Origin of the sequence: Halomonas sp. hl-4 (genome assembly GCF_900215475.1) — a bacterium.
GTDB lineage: Bacteria > Pseudomonadota > Gammaproteobacteria > Pseudomonadales > Halomonadaceae > Vreelandella.
In genome coordinates this window covers 1,742,579-1,762,288 of the sequence record NZ_LT907845.1, presented here as the reverse complement: position 1 = coordinate 1,762,288, position 19,710 = coordinate 1,742,579, and the positions used below count along the sequence as shown (strand labels likewise).

The following is a 19,710-nucleotide window of genomic DNA, read 5'->3' as shown; positions in this document are numbered from 1 at the left end:
AGATCATGGCCAACCGTTTGAATAACGATTTCCAGTTTGTCGATGTGGGTCGTCAAGACCCACAGAAAAAAGATGCGCGTAAGCGTGCCAAAGAATTTGCCGAAATTTACGAGCCGTACAAGCCGAATGAAGCGGCTAGCCAAGCGCACCGCTGCCTGCACTGCGGCAACCCGTATTGCGAGTGGAAATGCCCGGTGCACAACTACATCCCCAACTGGCTGCAGTTGGTGGTGGAAGGCAATATTATTGAAGCCGCCGAGCTTTCGCATAAGACCAACTCGCTGCCCGAAGTGTGCGGCCGGGTTTGCCCACAGGACCGTCTGTGTGAAGGCGACTGTACGCTTAACGACGGCTTCGGTGCGGTCACCATTGGTTCGGTCGAGAAATACATCACCGACACGGCCTTCGCCATGGGCTGGCGACCGGATATGTCCCAGGTCACATGGACCGATAAAAAAGTAGCGATTGTCGGTGCTGGCCCTGCGGGCCTTGGTTGCGCCGACATTCTGGCGCGCAATGGCGTCAAGCCGGTGGTGTTCGACAAGTACCCTGAAATCGGTGGACTGCTGACGTTCGGTATTCCCGAATTCAAGCTGGAAAAGAACGTCATGGAGCGTCGCCGTGCGGTCTTCGAAGAGATGGGTGTGGAATTCCGTCTTAATACCGAGATTGGTACCGATATCGAGTTTGAAACCCTGCTTCAGGATTACGACGCCGTCTTCCTGGGCATGGGCACCTATAAGTACATGGAAGGTGGCTTCCCGGGTGAAGACCTGCCAGGGGTTTATAAAGCACTCGACTTCCTGATTGCCAACGTCAATCGCTGCCTGGGCTTTGAAAAAGACCCCAACGATTATATTTCGATGGAAGGCAAGCGCGTCGTTGTGCTGGGCGGTGGTGATACGGCGATGGACTGTAATCGCACCTCGATTCGTCAGGGCGCGACCAGCGTGACATGCGCCTACCGCCGCGACGAACAAAACATGCCCGGTTCGCGTAAAGAAGTCGCCAATGCCCGTGAAGAGGGCGTCGAGTTCCTGTTCAATCGACAGCCGGTGGCCGTGGTCGGTGACGACAAGGTTGAGGGCGTTAAGGTAGTGCGTACTCGCCTGGGCGAACCGGACGAAAACGGTCGCCAACGTCCCGAGGTGGTACCGGGCTCAGAAGAGATTATCGCCGCTGATGCCGTTGTGGTCGCCTTTGGCTTCCAGGCAAGCCCCGCGCCGTGGTTCGACCCAGCCAATATTCAGGTTGACGAGCGCGACCGGGTCAAAGCGCCGGAGCATGGCCAATACGCCTTCCAGACCAGCAACGAGAAAATCTTTGCCGGTGGCGATATGGTGCGCGGCTCAGACCTGGTGGTCACCGCCATCTACGAAGGCCGCCAGGCAGCGGAAGGCATGCTGGATTATCTGGGCGTGTAATGCGGGCCTGACGCATAGAGCAGCCCCAGGGATAGGTCGTAGCGAGGGTCTTTTGTCATGGATGACAAAAGTAGCGCCCAGGGATGGGTTCACAGCGCCCTCGCGGAGACCTATCGCTGGGGCGTTGGCACAAGTGTTATTCAATTGAGTAGGTTTTGGATGCTCAGTTCAAATTGAGCCTTTAGGCGTAGTCTGCTATTCTGTCGTCCCATCCTGGTGTGGCTTTCTGCCGTGCCTTTTGATCACGTTTCGACAGGTTTTTCATGACACGATATATCTTCGTGACCGGCGGCGTTGTGTCCTCCCTTGGCAAGGGCATCGCGTCGGCCTCGCTGGCGGCGATTCTCGAGGCGCGCGGCCTTAAGGTCACCATGCTCAAGCTCGACCCGTACATCAACGTGGACCCGGGTACCATGAGTCCTTTCCAGCATGGCGAGGTGTTTGTCACCGAGGATGGTGCCGAAACCGACCTGGACCTGGGCCATTACGAACGCTTCATTCGTACTAAAATGACCCAAGGTAATAACTTCACCACTGGGCGTGTATACGAACACGTACTGCGCAAAGAGCGCCGGGGCGATTACCTGGGCGGTACCGTGCAGGTAATCCCGCATATCACCGACGAAATCAAACAGCGCGTTTACGCTGGTGGCGAAGGCTTTGACGTCGCGCTGGTGGAAATCGGCGGCACGGTGGGCGATATCGAGTCGCTGCCGTTTTTAGAGTCGATTCGCCAGATTCGTAGTGAGCAGGGCGCCAATCGCGCGCTGTTTATGCACCTGACCCTGGTGCCCTACATCAAAACGGCAGGCGAAACCAAAACCAAGCCGACCCAGCACAGCGTTAAAGAGCTGCGCTCGATTGGTATTCAGCCGGATATCCTGATCTGCCGCAGCGAAGTCGAGCTTGAAGAAAGCGAGCGTCGCAAGATTGCCCTGTTCACCAACGTGGAAGAGCGTGCGGTCGTGCCGCTGCAGGATGCTGACACCATTTATCGTATCCCGCTGATGCTTCACGAGCATGGGCTGGACGATATCGTTTGCGATAAGTTCCGCCTGGAAGCCGGCCCGGCTGACCTCTCCGAATGGGTGAAAGTACTCGACTCGAAGCTCAATCCGCTGAAGTCGGTGAGCATCGCCATGGTCGGCAAGTACATGGAATTACTCGATGCCTATAAATCGCTTAACGAAGCATTGATTCACGCCGGTATTCAAGGACGTATCAAGGTCAACGTTGACTACATTGATTCCGAAGACATCGAGCGCCACGGCACCGAGCGGTTGGCCGGTAAAGACGCTATTCTGGTACCTGGCGGTTTCGGTGAGCGCGGCGTTGAAGGCAAAATCATGACCGCCCAGTTTGCCCGCGAAAACAACGTGCCGTATCTGGGGATTTGCCTGGGTATGCAGGTCGCGGTGATCGAGTTTGCGCGTAACGTGGCCGGTTGGGCAGACGCCAACTCTACCGAGTTTACCCACAACACCCAGCATCCAGTTGTTGGTTTGATTACCGAGTGGCTCAACCCTGAAGGTAAAATTGAGCTGCGTGATGCGGCTTCTGATTTAGGCGGCACCATGCGCTTGGGCGGCCAGGTGTGCCATCTTGCATCGGGTAGCAAAGCGCGTGATGCTTATGGTGCCGATGAAATTGTCGAGCGCCATCGCCACCGTTTCGAGGTCAACAATCAGTTTATCGATGAGTTGGAAAAGGCCGGGTTAGTAGTTTCGGGTAAGAGCGTCGACCAGTCCCTGGTGGAAGTGGTCGAGTTGGCGGATCATCCGTGGTACGTCGCCTGTCAATTCCATCCGGAATTCACCTCGACGCCGCGCGATGGTCATCCGTTGTTTTCGGGCTTTATTAACGCCGCGGTGGAGCATAAAGCCGCGCGCACTCGTGCCCATGCGGCGCCTCAAGAATAAGGGGGAGCCAACATGTCTTCTCAAGAGACATCCCAAGAACGCCATATTAACGTTGCCGGCCTAACCGCCGGCAATTCTTTGCCGCTCATGCTGCTCGGCGGTATGAACGTATTGGAATCGGCTGACATGGCCGATGAAGTGGCCAGTGCCTACGTCAATGTGACGCAAAAGCTGGGCATGCCCTACGTCTATAAAGCGAGTTTCGATAAGGCCAACCGCAGTTCGATTAATTCCTATCGTGGGCCTGGCCTCGAGAAAGGCCTGCAGATTTTGGCTGATATCAAGGCCCGCCACGGCGTACCGGTGATCACCGACGTTCATGAGCCCTGGCAGGCAGCGGCGGCGGCTGAAGTGGCCGACATTATCCAACTGCCTGCCTTTTTAGCGCGCCAGACCGACCTGGTGGTGGCGATGGCCAAAACCGGTGCGGCGATTAATATCAAGAAACCGCAGTTTTTGGCACCCCATGAAATGCGCCATATTATTGCCAAGTTTCAGGAAGCCGGTAATGACCGCCTGATGCTCTGCGAGCGCGGCACCAGCTTTGGCTATAACAACCTGATTGTGGATATGCTGGGCGTTGGCGATATGAAGCAAACCGGCTATCCGGTGTTTTTCGACGTGACTCATGCGCTACAGCGCCCCGGAGGCCGTGCCGACAGCGCCGACGGTCGCCGTGCGCAAGTAGCCGAGCTTGCCCGCGCAGGCGTCGCGGTTGGCTTGGCAGGGCTGTTTCTGGAAGCGCATCCCGACCCGGACAACGCCAAGTGCGATGGCCCCTGCGCCTTGCCGCTGGATCAGTTGGAGCTGTTTCTGACCCAGGTCGCGCAGTTGGATGCGCTGATCAAAGGCTTTACGCCATTGACCATTCGCTGACTGCGGTAGCAAACGTGATACGTTAAACCTCCATTAGACCGACAACTAAGGACACTGTCATGACCAAAATTGTTGATATCCGTGCGTTGGAAGTGCTCGATTCCCGGGGTAACCCCACGGTGCAAGCGAGCGTTCGTTTAGCCAGCGGCGCGGTAGGCGAAGCCTGCGCCCCCAGCGGTGCCTCTACTGGCTCACGGGAAGCGCTTGAGCTGCGTGATGGCGACAAAACGCGCTATCTCGGCAAAGGCGTGCTCAAGGCAGTGGATGCGGTCAATGGCAAAATCCGGGAAACATTGTTGGGCATGGACGCGCGTGACCAGCGCGGGCTAGATAGCGCTATGCTTTCGCTAGATGGCACGGACAACAAAGCTAACCTGGGCGCTAATGCCATTCTTGCCGTGTCGCTTGCGGCCGCCAAAGCCGCGGCCAATGCTAAAGGCGTGCCGCTTTATGCCCATATCGCCGAGCTTTACGGCCAGCCGGGTGAATACCTGATGCCGGTGCCCATGATGAACATCCTAAACGGCGGTGAACACGCGGATAACAACGTCGATATTCAGGAATTTATGGTCCAGCCGGTGGGCGCGGCCAACTTCCGCGAAGGCTTGCGCATGGGCGCTGAGATTTTCCATGCGCTGAAAAAAGTACTGTCGGCGAAGGGGTTGTCTACGTCCGTTGGCGACGAAGGTGGTTTTGCGCCCAACCTGGCGTCCAACGCCGATGCACTGGCGATTATTAAGCAAGCCGTGGCCGATGCCGGTTACCAACTGGGTAGCGACGTCACCCTGGCGCTCGACTGTGCCTCGTCTGAATTCTATAAAGACGGTCAGTACAACCTGGCCGGCGAAGGCAAGCGCTACGATGCCCAAGGCTTTGCCGACTATCTGGCAGGCCTGTGCGACGACTACCCGATCGTGTCTATCGAAGACGGCATGGACGAGTCGGACTGGGACGGCTGGAAAGCGCTGACCGATAAATTGGGCGATAAGGTCCAACTGGTCGGCGATGATCTGTTCGTCACCAATACCAAGATCCTCAAGCGCGGTATTGATGAGCAGATCGGTAACTCGATCCTGATCAAGTTCAACCAGATTGGTTCGCTGTCGGAAACCCTGGATGCGATCAAAATGGCCCAGGATGCGGGCTTCACCGCGGTGATTTCCCACCGCAGCGGTGAAACCGAAGACACCACGATCGCTGATCTGGCGGTGGGTACCTGCGCTGGTCAAATAAAGACAGGATCGCTGTGCCGCTCCGACCGTGTCGCCAAATATAACCGTCTGCTAGTGATCGAAGACGAATTGGGCGATGTTAGCTATCCAGGGATCAAGGCCATTAAAGGGCAATAAAGCAAAAAATGGCGGTTGCTTTGTAAGAGATCTCTCAAAGTTTTGTAAGATATCTCTTACAAATGCCGTCGAAAATCGCTCGAACTGCGTAAGAAAAACAGAAATTTTTCACTAATTAAAATTTAAGCTTCTGTTTTTAATGATTTTTTATAAAAAGGGCGGACCAGCGTGGTCTGCCCTTCGTCGTTTTGGACCGCCTTGTGATGCGACAGCGTTCTGCCACAATGCCTATCAAGGATAAGGGGAGGCAAGGATGCTCTCATGCAGGATGCAACGGGATGCAGGTGGTGCGCCGGATGACACAGTGATGTGAGCCCTGGCAAGGACGGCACCGAAGGACGTTGACACAGGGAGTGGTCAGGAGGAAGTGCTTGGAGCGGGCGGCCTACGGGCCGCCTTTTTTTTGCGCCCGCTTGTGTCCATATAAAAAAACCAGCGCAATCGCTGGTTTTAATCGCAGCGTTGTCTCGATTAACGCTCGAGCTTTTCCAGCTTACCGCTTTTGCCATCCCATTCTTCGGCATCGGGCAGCGGGTCTTTTCTCTCGGCAATGTTTGGCCACACCTCAGACAGCTCGGCGTTGATCTCAATAAACTGCTCTTGCCCGTCGGGCAGTTCATCTTCAGAGAAAATCGCCTCCGCAGGGCACTCGGGCTCACACAGCGCGCAGTCGATACACTCGTCCGGGTGAATCACCAGAAAATTCGGGCCTTCGTAAAAACAGTCGACTGGGCAGACCTCGACACAGTCAGTGTATTTGCATTGGATGCAGTTCTCGGTAACGACAAACGTCATCTTGCTATCCCTCTTGCGGGACCAAGGGGACGCCCTTGGTCGTGGTCAATCGTGAATGGTTATAAATCAGCCGTTTTTTATAAGCTAAAAAGTATGGGCGACATTCTAGAGGTGCCCTAACGCGGCGGCAAGCACCGCGGTGCTGTTCTGATGCGTCAAATTAGAGCAGTTCGCGCCATTGATATAACAGCGCCAATGCCTCACGTGGCGATAAGCCGTCTACATCGGCCTGCTCCAGCGCCTCGACCACGGGATGAGGAGCGCTGGCAAATAAATCATTCTGCTGAGGCGCAGGCTGGTGAGACAGCGGCATTTGGCGTTGTTCTTCCACATCGCGTTGTTCAAGCGCGACGAGTTTTTCGCGTGCCCGCTGGATCACATGGCTTGGAACACCCGCCAACTGGGCGACCTGCAAACCGTAACTCTGGCTGGCGGGGCCTGCCTCGATGCGGTGCATGAAAACGATATTATCGCCGTGCTCGGTAGCGGTTAAGTGAATATTAGCCACGCCGTCGGCTTGGTCGGGTAGCCCGGTCATCTCAAAGTAATGGGTCGCGAACAGCGTCAGCGCGCGGGCATTGGCCAAGTGCTCGGCGCTTGCCCAGGCCAGTGACAGGCCATCAAAGGTGCTGGTGCCACGGCCGATTTCATCCATCAGTACCAGGCTGTGCTCGGTGGCGTTATGCAGAATATTGGCGGTTTCGGTCATTTCGACCATGAACGTCGAGCGCCCGCCAGCCAGATCATCCGACGAGCCGATACGGGTGAATATTCGGTCAACAGGGCCTATCTCGGCGGCATCGGCTGGCACAAAGCTGCCACTATGGGCCAGCAGCGCAATCAGCGCGGTTTGACGCATATAGGTCGATTTACCGCCCATGTTGGGGCCGGTAATGATCAGCATGTGCTGCTCGGGGGTCAGCGTGACATCGTTGGGCACGAAGGGATGATCGCTGACTTGCTCGACCACCGGGTGACGCCCGGCGTGGATGGTCAGCCCTGTGGACGCCGCCAGGGTGGGGCGCACCCAGTTAAGTGCCTCAGCGCGTTCAGCAAAGGCACACAGCACATCCAGCTCGGCGAGCGCCTGGGAGGTTCGCTGTAGCGCGTTAAGCTCCTCGTTAAGCTCGTTAAGCAGCTGGTCGTAAAGCCATTTTTCCCGGGAAAGAGCGCGTGATTTGGCCGAAAGCGCTTTATCCTCGAACTCTTTAAGTTCAGGAATGATAAACCGTTCGGCATTTTTCAGCGTTTGGCGGCGAATATAGTCTGCAGGGGCCTGCTGGGCTTGAGCGCGGGGCAGTTCGATAAAGTAGCCATGCACGCGGTTATAGCCGACCTTTAAATTGGCCAGGCCGGTGCGTTCTCGCTCACGCAGTTCGAGCTGCACCAGATAATCGCCAGCATTTTCAGCCAGGCCGCGATGTTCATCCAACTCTGCGTCGTACCCCTGAGCGATGACGCCACCGTCGCGGATCACAACCGGTGGGTTGTCGACCAGCGCCCGCTGTAAGGTGTCGGCTACTTCAGGGTAAGGCCGAATATGCGGGCGAAGGCTATCCAGCAGGCTGCCTTCTTCGACCTCACTCAGCTGTTGTTCAAGAGCGGGCAGCGTGGTCAGAGCATCACGCAGACGTGCCAGGTCGCGGGGCCTGGCGCTGTAAAGCGCCACGCGGGCCAGAATGCGCTCGACGTCGCCCACGTCACTTAAGGTATCGCGTATCGCCAGGTAGCGGGCGTCAAGGCCTAATAGCGCGACGCCTGCCTGACGCCCCTGGATGACCTCGCGTTGCCGCAGCGGACGGTTCAGCCAGCGTTTGAGCAGGCGCGAGCCCATGGCCGTTGTGCAGGTGTCCAGCACGCTGGCCAGAGTGTTGTCGGTGGTGCCGCCGAGGTTGATGTCAATTTCCAGGTTGCGTCGGCTGGCGGCATCAATGACCACCGCATCGTCGCGGTTCTCAACGCTGATAGCGGTGACATGGGGCAAACGTGAGCGCTGGGTGTCACGCGCATAGTCGATCAGCACCCCGGCGGCGACCAGCGCGGTGGTTAAGTGCGCACAGCCAAAGCCACGCAGGTCCTGCACCTCGAACTGGTCACACAGGCTACGGGTTGCGCTCTGCAAATCGAACAGCCATTCACCCTGGCGGCGCAGGCTGCGGGTTTGCGACCAAGTGTCGGGTAGTGTGAGGCTCTCGGGGACGAGTAACTCTGCCGGAGAGAGGCGCGTTAGCTCGGCGAGCATCTCGGCTTCGCTATCGACTTCCAGCACGCTAAAGCGGCCACTGGAAAGCTCCAGCCAGGCAAGCCCCCAGCGCTCGCTGGTGGGAGCCACGGCCACGAGTACGTTGTCGCGCCGGGCATCCAGCAATGCTTCGTCGTGCAACGTGCCGGGGGTGACGATACGCACGACTTGGCGATCGACGGGGCCTTTACTGGTGGCGGGGTCGCCAATTTGCTCGCAGATGGCGACGGATTCACCGGCGCCGACCAAGCGTGCCAAATAACCTTCGGCGCTATGGTAGGGGACGCCCGCCATGGGGATAGGTTTGCCGCCGGACTGCCCGCGCTGGGTCAGGGTAATGTCCAGTAGGGTGGCGGCGCGTTTTGCGTCGTCAAAAAAGAGCTCGTAAAAGTCCCCCATTCGGTAAAACAGCAGTACCTCAGGGTGCTCGCGTTTGATCTTTAAGTATTGCGCGATCATTGGCGTGTGCGCGGGGCTGGCCTGTGACATGGGTGTCCTAATTGAGCGTTGTGCAAGCGCGCGGGCTTGCCGTCTGTTTTGAGCAACTGAAACGCAGTATTCTACGCTGAATTGATGACGCACATGAAGGAGCGACCATGTCACCCAGTGTCTCAAGCTTAATAAATTTGGATTTATCCATCTTGGCCCAGCGGTTGGGGCGTCTTTGCCAGCAAGCGCAGCTCGAAGTTACCGCGGCAGAGTCATGTACCGGTGGGGGTATTGCCAGTGCCATTACCTCGGTGGCGGGTAGCTCTGCCTACTTCACTACCGGGTATGTCACTTACGCCAACGCAGCCAAAACACGCTTATTGGGCGTGCCGGAAGCCACACTGAACGCCCATGGCGCGGTCAGCGAAACCGTGGTTAAGCAGATGGTCGCCGGCGCCTGCCGTGAAAGCGGTGCTGGGCTTGCCGTGGCCGTCAGCGGTGTAGCGGGCCCCGAGGGCGGTAGCGACGATAAGCCCGTGGGCACCGTCTGGCTGGCTTGGGGGAACGAGGACCACCAACAGGCTGAGCGCTATCATTTTCCTGGCGACCGGCAGGCGGTGCGCGAGCAAGCCGTACGTCAGGCTCTGGCAGGCCTGGTGGCGCGCTTGGCAGAAAAGGTAGGCGATGCCCGCGCGAAATAATCGCGCGAAACACTGGCTGAGGATTTGTTTAGCGGCTAATCTTTGGCATACTACTGGCTAATTATACAGCTTCTGATGAGGATTGACTGAATGGCACAGGATGATAATCGCACCAAAGCGCTCAACGCTGCGCTCACCCAAATTGATCGCCAGTTTGGTAAAGGCACGGTCATGCGTTTGGGCGATACCCCCCGCGTTGTAATGCCATCGGTGTCCACGGGGTCGTTGGGTTTGGATATTGCCCTGGGTATCGGAGGGCTACCGTTTGGCCGTGTGTGCGAAATCTTTGGCCCGGAGTCGTCGGGTAAAACCACCCTGACGCTGTCGGTGATTGCCCAAGCGCAAAAGCAAGGCAAAGTATGTGCCTTCGTGGATGCCGAGCACGCCCTTGATCCCAGCTATGCAGAAAAATTGGGTGTTAATCTGGACGACCTGCTGGTATCCCAGCCGGATACTGGCGAGCAAGCCCTGGAAATCACCGACATGTTAGTGCGCTCAGGTGGTGTGGACGTCATCGTCATCGACTCGGTTGCCGCCCTAACGCCGCGTGCTGAGATTGAAGGCGAAATGGGTGATTCCCACGTGGGTCTGCAGGCGCGTTTGATGTCCCAGGCGCTGCGTAAAATTACCGGCAATATTAAAAACGCCAACTGCCTAGTCGTATTCATCAACCAGATCCGCATGAAGATTGGTGTGATGTTCGGCAGCCCCGAAACCACCACGGGGGGGAACGCGCTGAAGTTTTACGCCAGTGTACGCTTGGATATCCGCCGCACCGGCTCGGTGAAAGTAGGGGATGAAGTCACCGGTAATGAAACCCGCGTAAAAGTGGTCAAAAACAAGGTGGCACCACCGTTCCGCCAGGCCGAGTTCCAAATTCTCTACGGCAAGGGTATTTACCACGCCGGCGAAGTCATCGACTTGGGTGTGCAGCAGAACCTGGTGGATAAAGCGGGCGCCTGGTACAGCTACAAGGGCAAGAAGATCGGCCAGGGTAAGGCAAACGCTGCTCAGTACCTGGAAGAACATCCGGAGACCATGGAAGAGATCGAAAGCCAGATCCGCGCTCAGTTGCTTGCCCAGCCCGACCCTAAAAAAGAAGAAGCCGCCATGGCGGATGTGGCAGCCGACGCCGATACCGAAGACGATCTGCTCTAAGCCGCTGGCGTCAGTATGTTTTCATCGTCCCAAGACGCCACCCCTCGGGAGGTGGCCATTCAACTGCTGGCTCGGCGGGAATACTCCCGCGCCGAGCTGGCGCGCAAGCTTGAGCAGAAGGCATTTGCCGCTGAAGAGATTGATGCCTGCCTCGAGACATTGGCCGAGCAGGGATTACAGTCGGACGCGCGCTTTGCCGAAAGCTTTATCCGCTCGCGTATCAATCGTGGGCAAGGCGTCATTCGCATTAAGGGCGAGCTAAGCCAGCGTGGGGTCGACCGCGAAATAGCCACGGAAGCCTTTGCCGCGGTTGAAGAGCGCGAGGCAGTCGATTGGTTTGAGCTCGCCCGTGACACCCTGGCACGACGCTTTTCATCTCCCGGCGCTACCCCCAAAGAACGCGCTAAGCGGGAACGCTTTCTTGCCACGCGCGGGTTTGATTTTGACCAAATCCGCTACGCGTTAGACAGTCTATAGTCCGCTTCAATGGGCGATAAAGCCCCCTTTCAAATAACTCTGCCACTAACTGCGGCTTTAGTCGTTTGACAACTGCGCTATAATGGCCCCTTTGCGACCCCAGCGGGTAGCGGCGACAGCGCCCTGGGGCATCACGCTTTCTTGTTACGGATACCCTATGAAGAGCGCAGAGATCAGACAGGCTTTTTTATCTTTCTTTGAAGATCAAGGGCATACCATCGTGCCCACTAGCTCGTTGGTGCCGGGCAATGACCCCACGCTACTGTTTACCAACGCAGGAATGGTGCCTTTCAAAGATGTCTTCCTCGGTCGCGACCCGCGCCCCTATGTGCGGGCAGCCTCGGCGCAGCGCTGCGTCAGGGCGGGCGGTAAGCATAATGACCTGGATAACGTCGGCTATACTGCGCGTCACCATACCTTCTTCGAGATGCTGGGCAACTTCAGCTTCGGCGACTATTTCAAGCGTGATGCCATTCGCTTCGCCTGGACCTTTCTTACTGAAACGCTAGGGCTGCCGAAAGACAAGCTATGGGTGACGGTACATATCAGCGACGACGAAGCCGAGCGTATCTGGAAAGACGACATTGGCATCGACCCTGAGCGTTTCTCCAAGCTCGATGAAGATAACTTCTGGCAGATGGGCGATACTGGCCCTTGCGGCCCCAGCTCCGAGATTTTCTTTGACCACGGCCCCGAGGTGTGGGGCGGGCCTCCCGGCAGCCCCGAAGAGGATGGCGACCGCTACATCGAAATTTGGAACCTGGTGTTCATGCAGTTCGATCGCGACGCTGAGGGGACGCTGAATCCGCTGCCCAAGCCTTCGATCGACACCGGTATGGGGCTGGAGCGGGTGGCCGCCGTGATGCAGGGCGTGCATTCCAACTATGAGATAGACCTGTTCCAGAACCTGCTTCAGGCCGCCGCCAGCGCCACCGGGCACAGCGATACCCAAACACCGTCGCTGCGCGTAATTGCTGACCATATCCGCTCCTGTGCCTTCTTGATTGTCGATGGCGTGCTGCCGTCCAACGAAGGCCGTGGCTATGTGCTGCGCCGGATCATTCGCCGGGCGATTCGCCATGGCCATAAGCTGGGAGCCACAGAGCCGTTCTTCCATAAGCTGGTCAATGCGCTAGACGATGAGATGGGCGATGCCTATCCCGAACTGCGCGAAGCCAACAGCCAGATCGCTCGGGTACTGTTGAAAGAGGAAGAACAGTTCGCGCGTACGCTGGATCACGGTATGGGTCTGCTCAATGCGGCGCTTGACGAACTGCAGGGCGACGTATTGCCGGGCGAAACCGTGTTCAAGCTCTACGACACCTACGGGTTCCCCTATGATTTAACCGCCGATGTCTGTCGCGAGCGCGAAGTCAGCCTCGATGAAGCAGGCTTTCACCGCGAACTCGAAGCCCAGCGTGAGCGCGCCCGGGCGGCCAGCCAGTTTGGCGCCGATTACAGCACCTCCATTGAGCTCGACGGCGAAACCACCTTTACCGGCTACGACCGCCTGGAAGATCAGGCAAGCGTTACCGCGCTGGTCGATACGGAAGGCAACGAGCTTGCCGCGCTGGAAGCGGGGCAGAAAGGCATTGTGGTGCTGGACCGTACCCCGTTCTACGGTGAGTCCGGCGGCCAGGTGGGTGACACCGGCTATTTATACGTCGACGGCGGTCGCTTCCAGGTCACTGACACTCAAAAGCAGAGCGGCCACCACCTCCACCAGGGCATTATGGTAGAAGGCACGTTAAACGTGGGGGCCCACGTGCGCGGCGAGGTGGATGCCAGCCTGCGTACGGCCACGATTCGTAATCACTCGGCGACGCACCTGCTACACAAAGCGCTGCGCATGGTATTGGGCGATCACGTTCAACAGAAAGGCTCGCTGGTTAATGCCGAACGGCTACGCTTCGACTTCAGCCACTTTGAACCCATGACCGATGAGCAACTGTCGGAAGTTGAGCGGCTGGTCAACGAGCAGATCCTCGCCAACGCCCCGACCAAGGTCGAGCAGATGAGTCTCGATCAAGCCAAGGCCAAGGGTGCAGCAGCGCTGTTTGAGGCCAAATACGCCGATAACGTGCGCGTGCTGACTATCGGTCAGGACGAATTCTCAATCGAGCTATGCGGCGGCACTCACGTGGCACGCAGCGGCGATATCGGCTGTTGTCACCTGGTTAGCGAAGTGGGCATTGCCTCGGGCGTACGCCGTATCGAGGCGATTACCGGCGAGAATGCCCTGGCGTATTTCCGTGAGCAGGAAGCCCGCATTCAGCGGCTGGGTGAGCGACTGAAGACCAAGCCTGAGCAGGTCGAAGCGCGGGTGGAGGCGTTGGCAGAGCGCAATCGCAGCCTGGAAAAAGAGCTTGAGCAGCTTAAAGCGAAGCTTGCCAGTGCCGCCGGCAGCGACATGCTGAGTCAGGTGCAGGATATTAACGGGGTGAAATTGCTGGCAACGCAGCTTGAGGGCGTTTCTGGTAAAGACCTGCGCGGTGTGCTGGATCAGCTTAAGAACAAGCTAAGCTCCGGTGTGATTATCCTAGGCGTTGCCGACCAGGCGGCGGGTAAAGTCAGTCTGATCGCCGGTGTGACAAAAGACCTCACCGGCCGGGTGAAAGCAGGTGAGCTGGTCAATCACGTGGCCTCCCAGGTGGGAGGCAAAGGCGGTGGCCGCCCAGATATGGCCCAAGCGGGTGGCAGTCAACCCGATGCCTTGCCCGGTGCGTTGAACAGCGTACCGGCATGGTTGGAAAACACGCTTAACTAAACAGGAAGGCCGGTGGCATTATTTGTCATCGGCCTTTCACTTATTAGCAATAACAACATTCATCCTCCATTCCCGAACGATAGGAAAAACGGCATATGGCACTATACGTACAGAAGTTCGGCGGCACTTCGGTGGGCTCTGTCGACCGTATCAAGGCCGTAGCGGAAAAAGTCAAAGGCTTCCGCGATCAAGGCCACCAAGTCGTGGTGGTGGTCTCCGCGATGAGCGGTGAGACCAATCGCCTGACCGACATGGCGCACGCGTTGAATGATGACCCTGCTCCGCGCGAAATGGACATGCTGCTCTCCACCGGCGAACAGGTGACCATTTCGCTGTTAGCCATGGCGCTTCAGCAGGCCGGCGTTGCCGCCACGTCGCATACCGGTGCGCAAGTCGGCATTCACACCGACAGTGCCTACACCAAGGCACGTATTCAGCGCATTGAGACCGACGATCTAAAAGCCGATCTGGACGCGGGCCAAGTTGTTGTGGTCGCGGGTTTCCAGGGCGTGGATGAAGACGGCAACATTACCACGCTGGGGCGCGGCGGTTCGGATACCACCGGGGTAGCCCTGGCGGCGGCGTTAGGTGCTGATGAGTGCCAGATATATACCGATGTCGATGGCGTTTATACCACCGATCCCCGCGTCTGCACCAAGGCGCAGCGGCTTGAAAGTATCACCGTTGAAGAAATGCTCGAGCTGGCAAGTCTGGGCTCAAAAGTGCTGCAAATTCGCGCGGTCGAGTTTGCCGGTAAATACAATGTTCCCCTGCGGGTGCTGTCGAGCTTTGAAGACGGCCCCGGTACCCTAATTGTTGCTGAAGCAGACCAAGACGAGGACTCCATGGAAGAACCGCTGATTTCCGGTATCGCGTTCACTAAAAACGAAGCCAAGCTGACCCTGCTGAATACTCCTGATGTGCCGGGTGTTGCCTCGCGTATTCTGGGCCCGATCGCCGACGCCAATATTGAAGTCGACATGATCGTGCAGAACGTGGCACCGGCGGGTGATTACACCGACTTTACCTTTACTGTCGCCAAGGGCGACTATAAAGCCACCAAAAAGCTGCTTGAAGAAACCGTCATTCCTAGCCTGGGCGGGGGTGAATTGCGTGGCGACGATAATATTGCCAAAGTATCGTTGGTGGGTGTTGGTATGCGCTCCCACGCTGGCGTGGCGTCTAAAATGTTTCGTGTGCTTGCCGATGAAAATGTCAATATCCGGATGGTCTCCACCTCGGAAATCAAAATTTCGGTGGTGATTGATGAAAAACACATGGAACTCGCCGTTAATGCCTTACACAAAGCATTTGGTCTAGATAAATCAGATATCGAATCTGAATAACATTGTCGCCTTAAACCTTCTACGCTGAAGGGTACTTGCTGCCGTGTGGTGGTGAGCTTTCTTTCAACGGGAGGTTGAGGTGTCATGGAGCCGGTGCCATTGGTGGTAGAAGGTGCCATGCCGCATAATGGCATGGTGCCGCTTCCGGCGGACACATCCCGTTGTATAAAAACGTCTGAGAAGGAGATCAGCCATGCTCATCCTAACCCGCCGTGTCGGCGAAACCCTGATGATAGGGGATGAAATCACCGTCACCGTACTAGGTGTGAAAGGTAACCAAGTTCGTATTGGCGTTAATGCGCCAAAAGACGTGGCGGTTCACCGCGAAGAGATCTATCAGCGCATTCAGCGCGAACGAAGCGGTGAAAGTGAAGCGGAATGAGCGCTGGTTGGCGACGAAATAAAGTCGCGTCATGCGCGTAAGGTAAGGTCGGCGCGAAAAAAAACCGAGCAGGGCTGGACAACTTTCCGCCAAATCGGTAATATTCGCGCCGTGCCGTTAAGGAGAGGTGGCCGAGTGGCTGAAGGCGCTCCCCTGCTAAGGGAGTATAGGGTTTATAGCCCTATCGAGGGTTCGAATCCCTCTCTCTCCGCCAGCCGCACACTAAGGTAAGCGCCCGTAGCTCAGCTGGATAGAGTATCTGACTACGAATCAGAGGGTCGGAGGTTCGAATCCTCCCGGGCGCGCCACCTTTTTAGATGTTGTTTTGACGTCTTAATGACATAGCAAACGTGGAATAGCATCCACGCGCCCGTAGCTCAGCTGGATAGAGTATCTGACTACGAATCAGAGGGTCGGAGGTTCGAATCCTCCCGGGCGCGCCAGAATTTCAAACCCGTCCTTTTACAAGGGCGGGTTTTCTGTTTCTTGTCGGACTCAAGTGGCTCGCGCTTGGGTCTGACGATTGTGTTTAGCGCCCCGCTTAACGGTAGGGCGCTTTTTTTATGCGGTTTCGGCAATCTTGGCTGGCACCACAAGGTTTTCAAGCAGGGTGTCCAGGTCGGTAATCCGCTTGACGCGCTGAAAGTGACGGTTGGCCTCCGCATTGCCCTGTCGCATTTGCGCAAGCCACTGCTTGACCAGCGAAACCACAACGCGTTGCGGCAGTTGCTGGCGTTGGCGGTGTGCATATTGCTTGAGAACGCTGGCGCGCATTGACCAGGTGGTGTCGGCCAGGCGCTCACCGGTGTTCTGCCAGTGTCGTATCCTAGGCGCCAGCCAGGGATCGGCCAGCGCGCTGCGTCCCAGCATTACATCACGGCAGCCTGAGAGCGTGCGTGCTTTCCAGTAATCTTCCAGGGTCCAGATATCGCCGTTTGCCACCACTGGCAGCGATACGCGGTGGCGAATTTTGGCGATCCATTCCCAGTGGGCGGGAGGACGATAGCCTTCGTCGCGGGTGCGGCCGTGAACCACCAGTCGCGCCGCGCCACCTGCCTCGGTGGCCTGGGCACAGGCGACGGCCAGGCGTCGGTCGGAAAACCCAAGGCGAATTTTGGCGGTTACGGGAATTTCGCCGGCAAGCGCGTCTGCGACCGCTTTAACGGCCTGGTAGACGCGCTCGGGTTGCCTTAGAAGCGATGCACCACCGTCGTGGCGGTTGACGAGTTTGGCAGGGCAGCCAAAATTAAGATCAATACTGCGCGCGCCGAGCGACAGTGCTTGCTGAGCATTGGCAGCAAGTGCCACAGGGTCTGCCCCCAGCAGTTGCAAGTGCACGGGGATACCGCTGGGTGTGGCAACGAGGGTGTGGGCGAGTTCAGGGCAATGTTTATAAAACACGCGCGGGGGTAGGCGAGCGTCGACAACGCGTACAAACTCGGTCACTGTCCAATCAAACCCAGACGTGACGGTCAGCAGTTCGCGTGTGACGGCATCGATCACGCCCTCCATAGGGGCTAGTCCGATTTCGCCTTTATGTAGTAAATTAACAACCATGACTTAAACCATCGCGACATTGCAATATTCAGAGGGTGTGGCAGGTTAGTGTATTCCCAGCACTGCGCCAAGCGTCAATAAGCAGTGGCGTTGATGGTGTTATTGGCTACCAGACAGGAGATGCCATATGCAGGACCTGGAACTATTACAGGAAGGCCTTGGCCTGATGGCACTGGGCATGGGGTTTGTATTTGTTTTTCTTGGTATTTTAGTGTTTTCGCTGACGCTTATGTCGGGCGTCATCAGGCGTTTCCAGCCTGCCCCTGCGCCGGTTATATCTAATGGTAATACTAAGCCGCCGTCGCAATCGACTGCCAAAGACGATGAAACCCTCGCCGTGATCAGTGCTGCAGTGCACCGTTATCGTACCAAAATACGTCGTTAACTTCCCTGTTTGCCGGGGGTGATTCGCGCAAACTGGACATTTTTTTGTTATTTTTACTACAAATAAACATTCCTTGACTACGAGCCAAGCCATGAAAGAAACCAAGCGCCCACTAGGCATTACCGATGTTGTCCTGCGTGATGCCCATCAATCGTTGTTCGCTACCCGGCTGCGGCTGGCGGACATGCTGCCGATTGCCGAAAAGCTGGATCAAGTCGGCTACTGGTCTTTGGAAACCTGGGGCGGTGCGACGTATGACGCCTGCATTCGCTATCTGGGCGAAGATCCCTGGGAGCGTATCCGCGCCCTCAAAGAAGCTATGCCCAATACCCCTCAGGCGATGCTGCTGCGCGGCCAGAATCTGCTGGGTTACCGGCATTATGCTGACGACGTGGTCTACAAGTTCGTCGAGCGTGCCAAAACCAACGGTGTCGATGTATTTCGTGTGTTTGATGCGATGAACGACCCGCGCAACCTGGAGCGCGCCATCAAGGCGGTGCGCCAAGTGGGCGGCCATGCGCAAGGCACCATTTCTTACACAGTGAGTCCGGTACATACCCTGGATAGCTGGATCGATCTCGCCAAGACCATTGCGTCCATGGGCGCGGATTCGCTGGCTATCAAGGATATGGCGGGGCTGCTAACGCCTTACACCGCGTTTGAACTGGTCTCGCGTCTCAAGAAAGAACTGTCGATTCCCGTGCATCTGCATTGCCATGCCACCACCGGGCTTTCCACCTCGACGATTCTTAAAGCGGTCGAAGCGGGCATCGACAACGTCGATACCGCGATTTCGTCGATGTCGATGACCTACGGCCACAGCCCCACTGAATCGGTGGTGGCGATGCTCAAGGACACCGACCGCGATACCGGGTTGGACCTTGAACTGCTGGAAGACATTGCCAGCTACTTCCGCGGCGTGCGCAAGAAATACGCGGCGTTTGAAGGCTCGCTGCGCGGTATCGATTCGCGCATTCTGATCGCCCAGGTGCCTGGCGGCATGCTGACCAACATGGAAGGCCAGCTCAAGGAGCAGGGCGCCGGCGATAAGCTGGACGACGTCTTGACCGAGATCCCCCGCGTGCGCGAAGACCTCGGCTTTATCCCGCTGGTCACGCCCACCTCGCAGATTGTCGGTACCCAAGCCGTCATGAACGTGATGATGGGCGAGCGCTACAAGTCGATCTCCAAGGAAGTCCAGGCGCTGCTCAAAGGCGAATACGGCGCCGCGCCAGCACCGTTTAACCGCGAGTTGCAGCAACGCGTGCTGGAAGGTGGCGAGCCGATCACCTGCCGTCCGGCGGACAACCTCTCGCCGGAAATGGACAGGCTCGCCGGTGAGCTGAAAGACCATGCCAAAGCCGATGGCATCCGCCTGGCTGACGGCGAGCAGCAAGTGGACGACGTGCTGACCTACGCGCTGTTCCCGCAGATTGGTCTTAAATTCCTTAAGAACCGTGACAATCCTGGCGCCTTTGAGCCCGAGCCCCAGGCGGCCGAGGCGGAAAGCGCCAAGGTGCCTGCCAAAGCGGAAAGCAAACCGCCCGTGGCAAGCAGTGGCCCGGAAACCTATACCGTCAAACTCAACGGTAAAGCATTTGTCGTCGAAGTGTCCGAAGGCGGCGACATCAGCGACGTGCAGGAGCAAACCGCCGCGGGAGCAGCGCCCAAAGAAGAAGCGCCGGCACCGAGCGGTGAGGCGATTACCGCGCCTTTGGCCGGCAATATCTTCAAGGTCAATGTGCGCCCGGGTGATAGCGTGGCCGAGGGCGACGTGGTGATTATCCTTGAAGCGATGAAAATGGAAACCGAAGTGCGCGCCAGCAGTGCCGGGACCGTTTCGGCCGTGAGCGTCAGTGAGGGCGACAGCGTTGCCGTCGGCGATACGCTGATCGAACTCTAA

15 protein-coding genes and 3 tRNA genes are annotated in these 19,710 nt (G+C 57.3%); 15 read left to right on the top strand and 3 right to left on the bottom strand.

The features are described from left to right. Window positions 1-5 precede the first annotated feature (5 nt). From CPH17_RS08450 to eno, 4 genes are all read left to right on the top strand, one after another. Window positions 6-1,424 carry an FAD-dependent oxidoreductase gene (locus tag CPH17_RS08450; RefSeq protein ID WP_074397323.1) on the top strand — a complete coding sequence of 473 codons (1,419 nt, stop codon included), beginning with the start codon at window positions 6-8 and terminating at the stop codon, window positions 1,422-1,424. Window positions 1,425-1,687: 263 nt separating this feature from the next. Then, entirely contained in the window at window positions 1,688-3,343 is a 1,656-nt protein-coding gene (locus tag CPH17_RS08445; protein WP_074397322.1) for a CTP synthase, read from the top strand. Window positions 3,344-3,355: 12 nt separating this feature from the next. Then, window positions 3,356-4,219, top strand: a complete 864-nt coding sequence (gene kdsA / locus CPH17_RS08440) for a 3-deoxy-8-phosphooctulonate synthase (protein WP_074397321.1) — start codon at window positions 3,356-3,358, stop codon at window positions 4,217-4,219. A gap of 59 nt (window positions 4,220-4,278) precedes the next feature. After that, complete coding sequence (gene eno, locus CPH17_RS08435) at window positions 4,279-5,568, top strand: phosphopyruvate hydratase (RefSeq protein WP_074397320.1); 1,290 nt, start codon at window positions 4,279-4,281, stop codon at window positions 5,566-5,568. Window positions 5,569-6,039: 471 nt separating this feature from the next. On the opposite strand, the gene fdxA is transcribed toward eno, so the two are convergent. Both fdxA and mutS read right to left on the bottom strand, forming a co-directional pair. Next, window positions 6,040-6,363, bottom strand: coding sequence for a ferredoxin FdxA (gene fdxA, locus CPH17_RS08430; protein ID WP_074397319.1), 324 nt, complete (start codon window positions 6,361-6,363; stop codon window positions 6,040-6,042). A 160-nt stretch (window positions 6,364-6,523) separates the two neighbouring features. Continuing rightward, window positions 6,524-9,094, bottom strand: a complete 2,571-nt coding sequence (gene mutS, locus CPH17_RS08425) for a DNA mismatch repair protein MutS (protein ID WP_074397318.1) — start codon at window positions 9,092-9,094, stop codon at window positions 6,524-6,526. 107 nt (window positions 9,095-9,201) lie between these two features. Between mutS and CPH17_RS08420 the strand changes: the two genes are divergently transcribed. The 9 genes from CPH17_RS08420 (at window position 9,202) to CPH17_RS08380 (ending at window position 16,308) form a co-directional block, all read left to right on the top strand. Beyond that, a complete protein-coding gene (locus CPH17_RS08420; protein ID WP_074397317.1) occupies window positions 9,202-9,735 on the top strand; it encodes a CinA family protein in 534 nt (177 codons plus the stop codon). 90 nt (window positions 9,736-9,825) lie between these two features. Then, on the top strand, window positions 9,826-10,893 hold the full coding sequence (gene recA, locus CPH17_RS08415) for a recombinase RecA (RefSeq protein ID WP_074397316.1): 1,068 nt from the start codon (window positions 9,826-9,828) through the stop codon (window positions 10,891-10,893). Between the two features lie 15 nt (window positions 10,894-10,908). Further along, window positions 10,909-11,370 carry a regulatory protein RecX gene (locus tag CPH17_RS08410; RefSeq protein WP_074397315.1) on the top strand — a complete coding sequence of 154 codons (462 nt, stop codon included), beginning with the start codon at window positions 10,909-10,911 and terminating at the stop codon, window positions 11,368-11,370. Window positions 11,371-11,527: 157 nt separating this feature from the next. Continuing rightward, window positions 11,528-14,137 carry an alanine--tRNA ligase gene (gene alaS / locus CPH17_RS08405; RefSeq protein WP_074397314.1) on the top strand — a complete coding sequence of 870 codons (2,610 nt, stop codon included), beginning with the start codon at window positions 11,528-11,530 and terminating at the stop codon, window positions 14,135-14,137. Between the two features lie 95 nt (window positions 14,138-14,232). After that, entirely contained in the window at window positions 14,233-15,483 is a 1,251-nt protein-coding gene (locus CPH17_RS08400) for an aspartate kinase (RefSeq protein WP_074397313.1), read from the top strand. Window positions 15,484-15,676: 193 nt separating this feature from the next. Next, window positions 15,677-15,865, top strand: a complete 189-nt coding sequence (csrA, locus tag CPH17_RS08395) for a carbon storage regulator CsrA (RefSeq protein ID WP_066321318.1) — start codon at window positions 15,677-15,679, stop codon at window positions 15,863-15,865. 121 nt (window positions 15,866-15,986) lie between these two features. Continuing rightward, a tRNA-Ser gene (locus CPH17_RS08390) sits at window positions 15,987-16,079 on the top strand. A 17-nt stretch (window positions 16,080-16,096) separates the two neighbouring features. Then, a tRNA-Arg gene (locus tag CPH17_RS08385) sits at window positions 16,097-16,173 on the top strand. A gap of 58 nt (window positions 16,174-16,231) precedes the next feature. Beyond that, window positions 16,232-16,308, top strand: a tRNA-Arg gene (locus CPH17_RS08380). A gap of 118 nt (window positions 16,309-16,426) precedes the next feature. Here the strand turns inward: CPH17_RS08380 and CPH17_RS08375 are convergent. Continuing rightward, on the bottom strand, window positions 16,427-17,377 hold the full coding sequence (locus tag CPH17_RS08375) for a tRNA dihydrouridine synthase (protein WP_096300923.1): 951 nt from the start codon (window positions 17,375-17,377) through the stop codon (window positions 16,427-16,429). A 172-nt stretch (window positions 17,378-17,549) separates the two neighbouring features. Between CPH17_RS08375 and CPH17_RS08370 the strand changes: the two genes are divergently transcribed. Together CPH17_RS08370 and oadA are read left to right on the top strand one after the other, a co-directional pair. After that, on the top strand, window positions 17,550-17,807 hold the full coding sequence (locus CPH17_RS08370; RefSeq protein ID WP_096299018.1) for an OadG family protein: 258 nt from the start codon (window positions 17,550-17,552) through the stop codon (window positions 17,805-17,807). Window positions 17,808-17,898: 91 nt separating this feature from the next. Then, window positions 17,899-19,710 (top strand): sodium-extruding oxaloacetate decarboxylase subunit alpha, encoded by a 1,812-nt coding sequence (gene oadA / locus CPH17_RS08365; RefSeq protein WP_096299017.1) that lies wholly within the window; start codon window positions 17,899-17,901, stop codon window positions 19,708-19,710.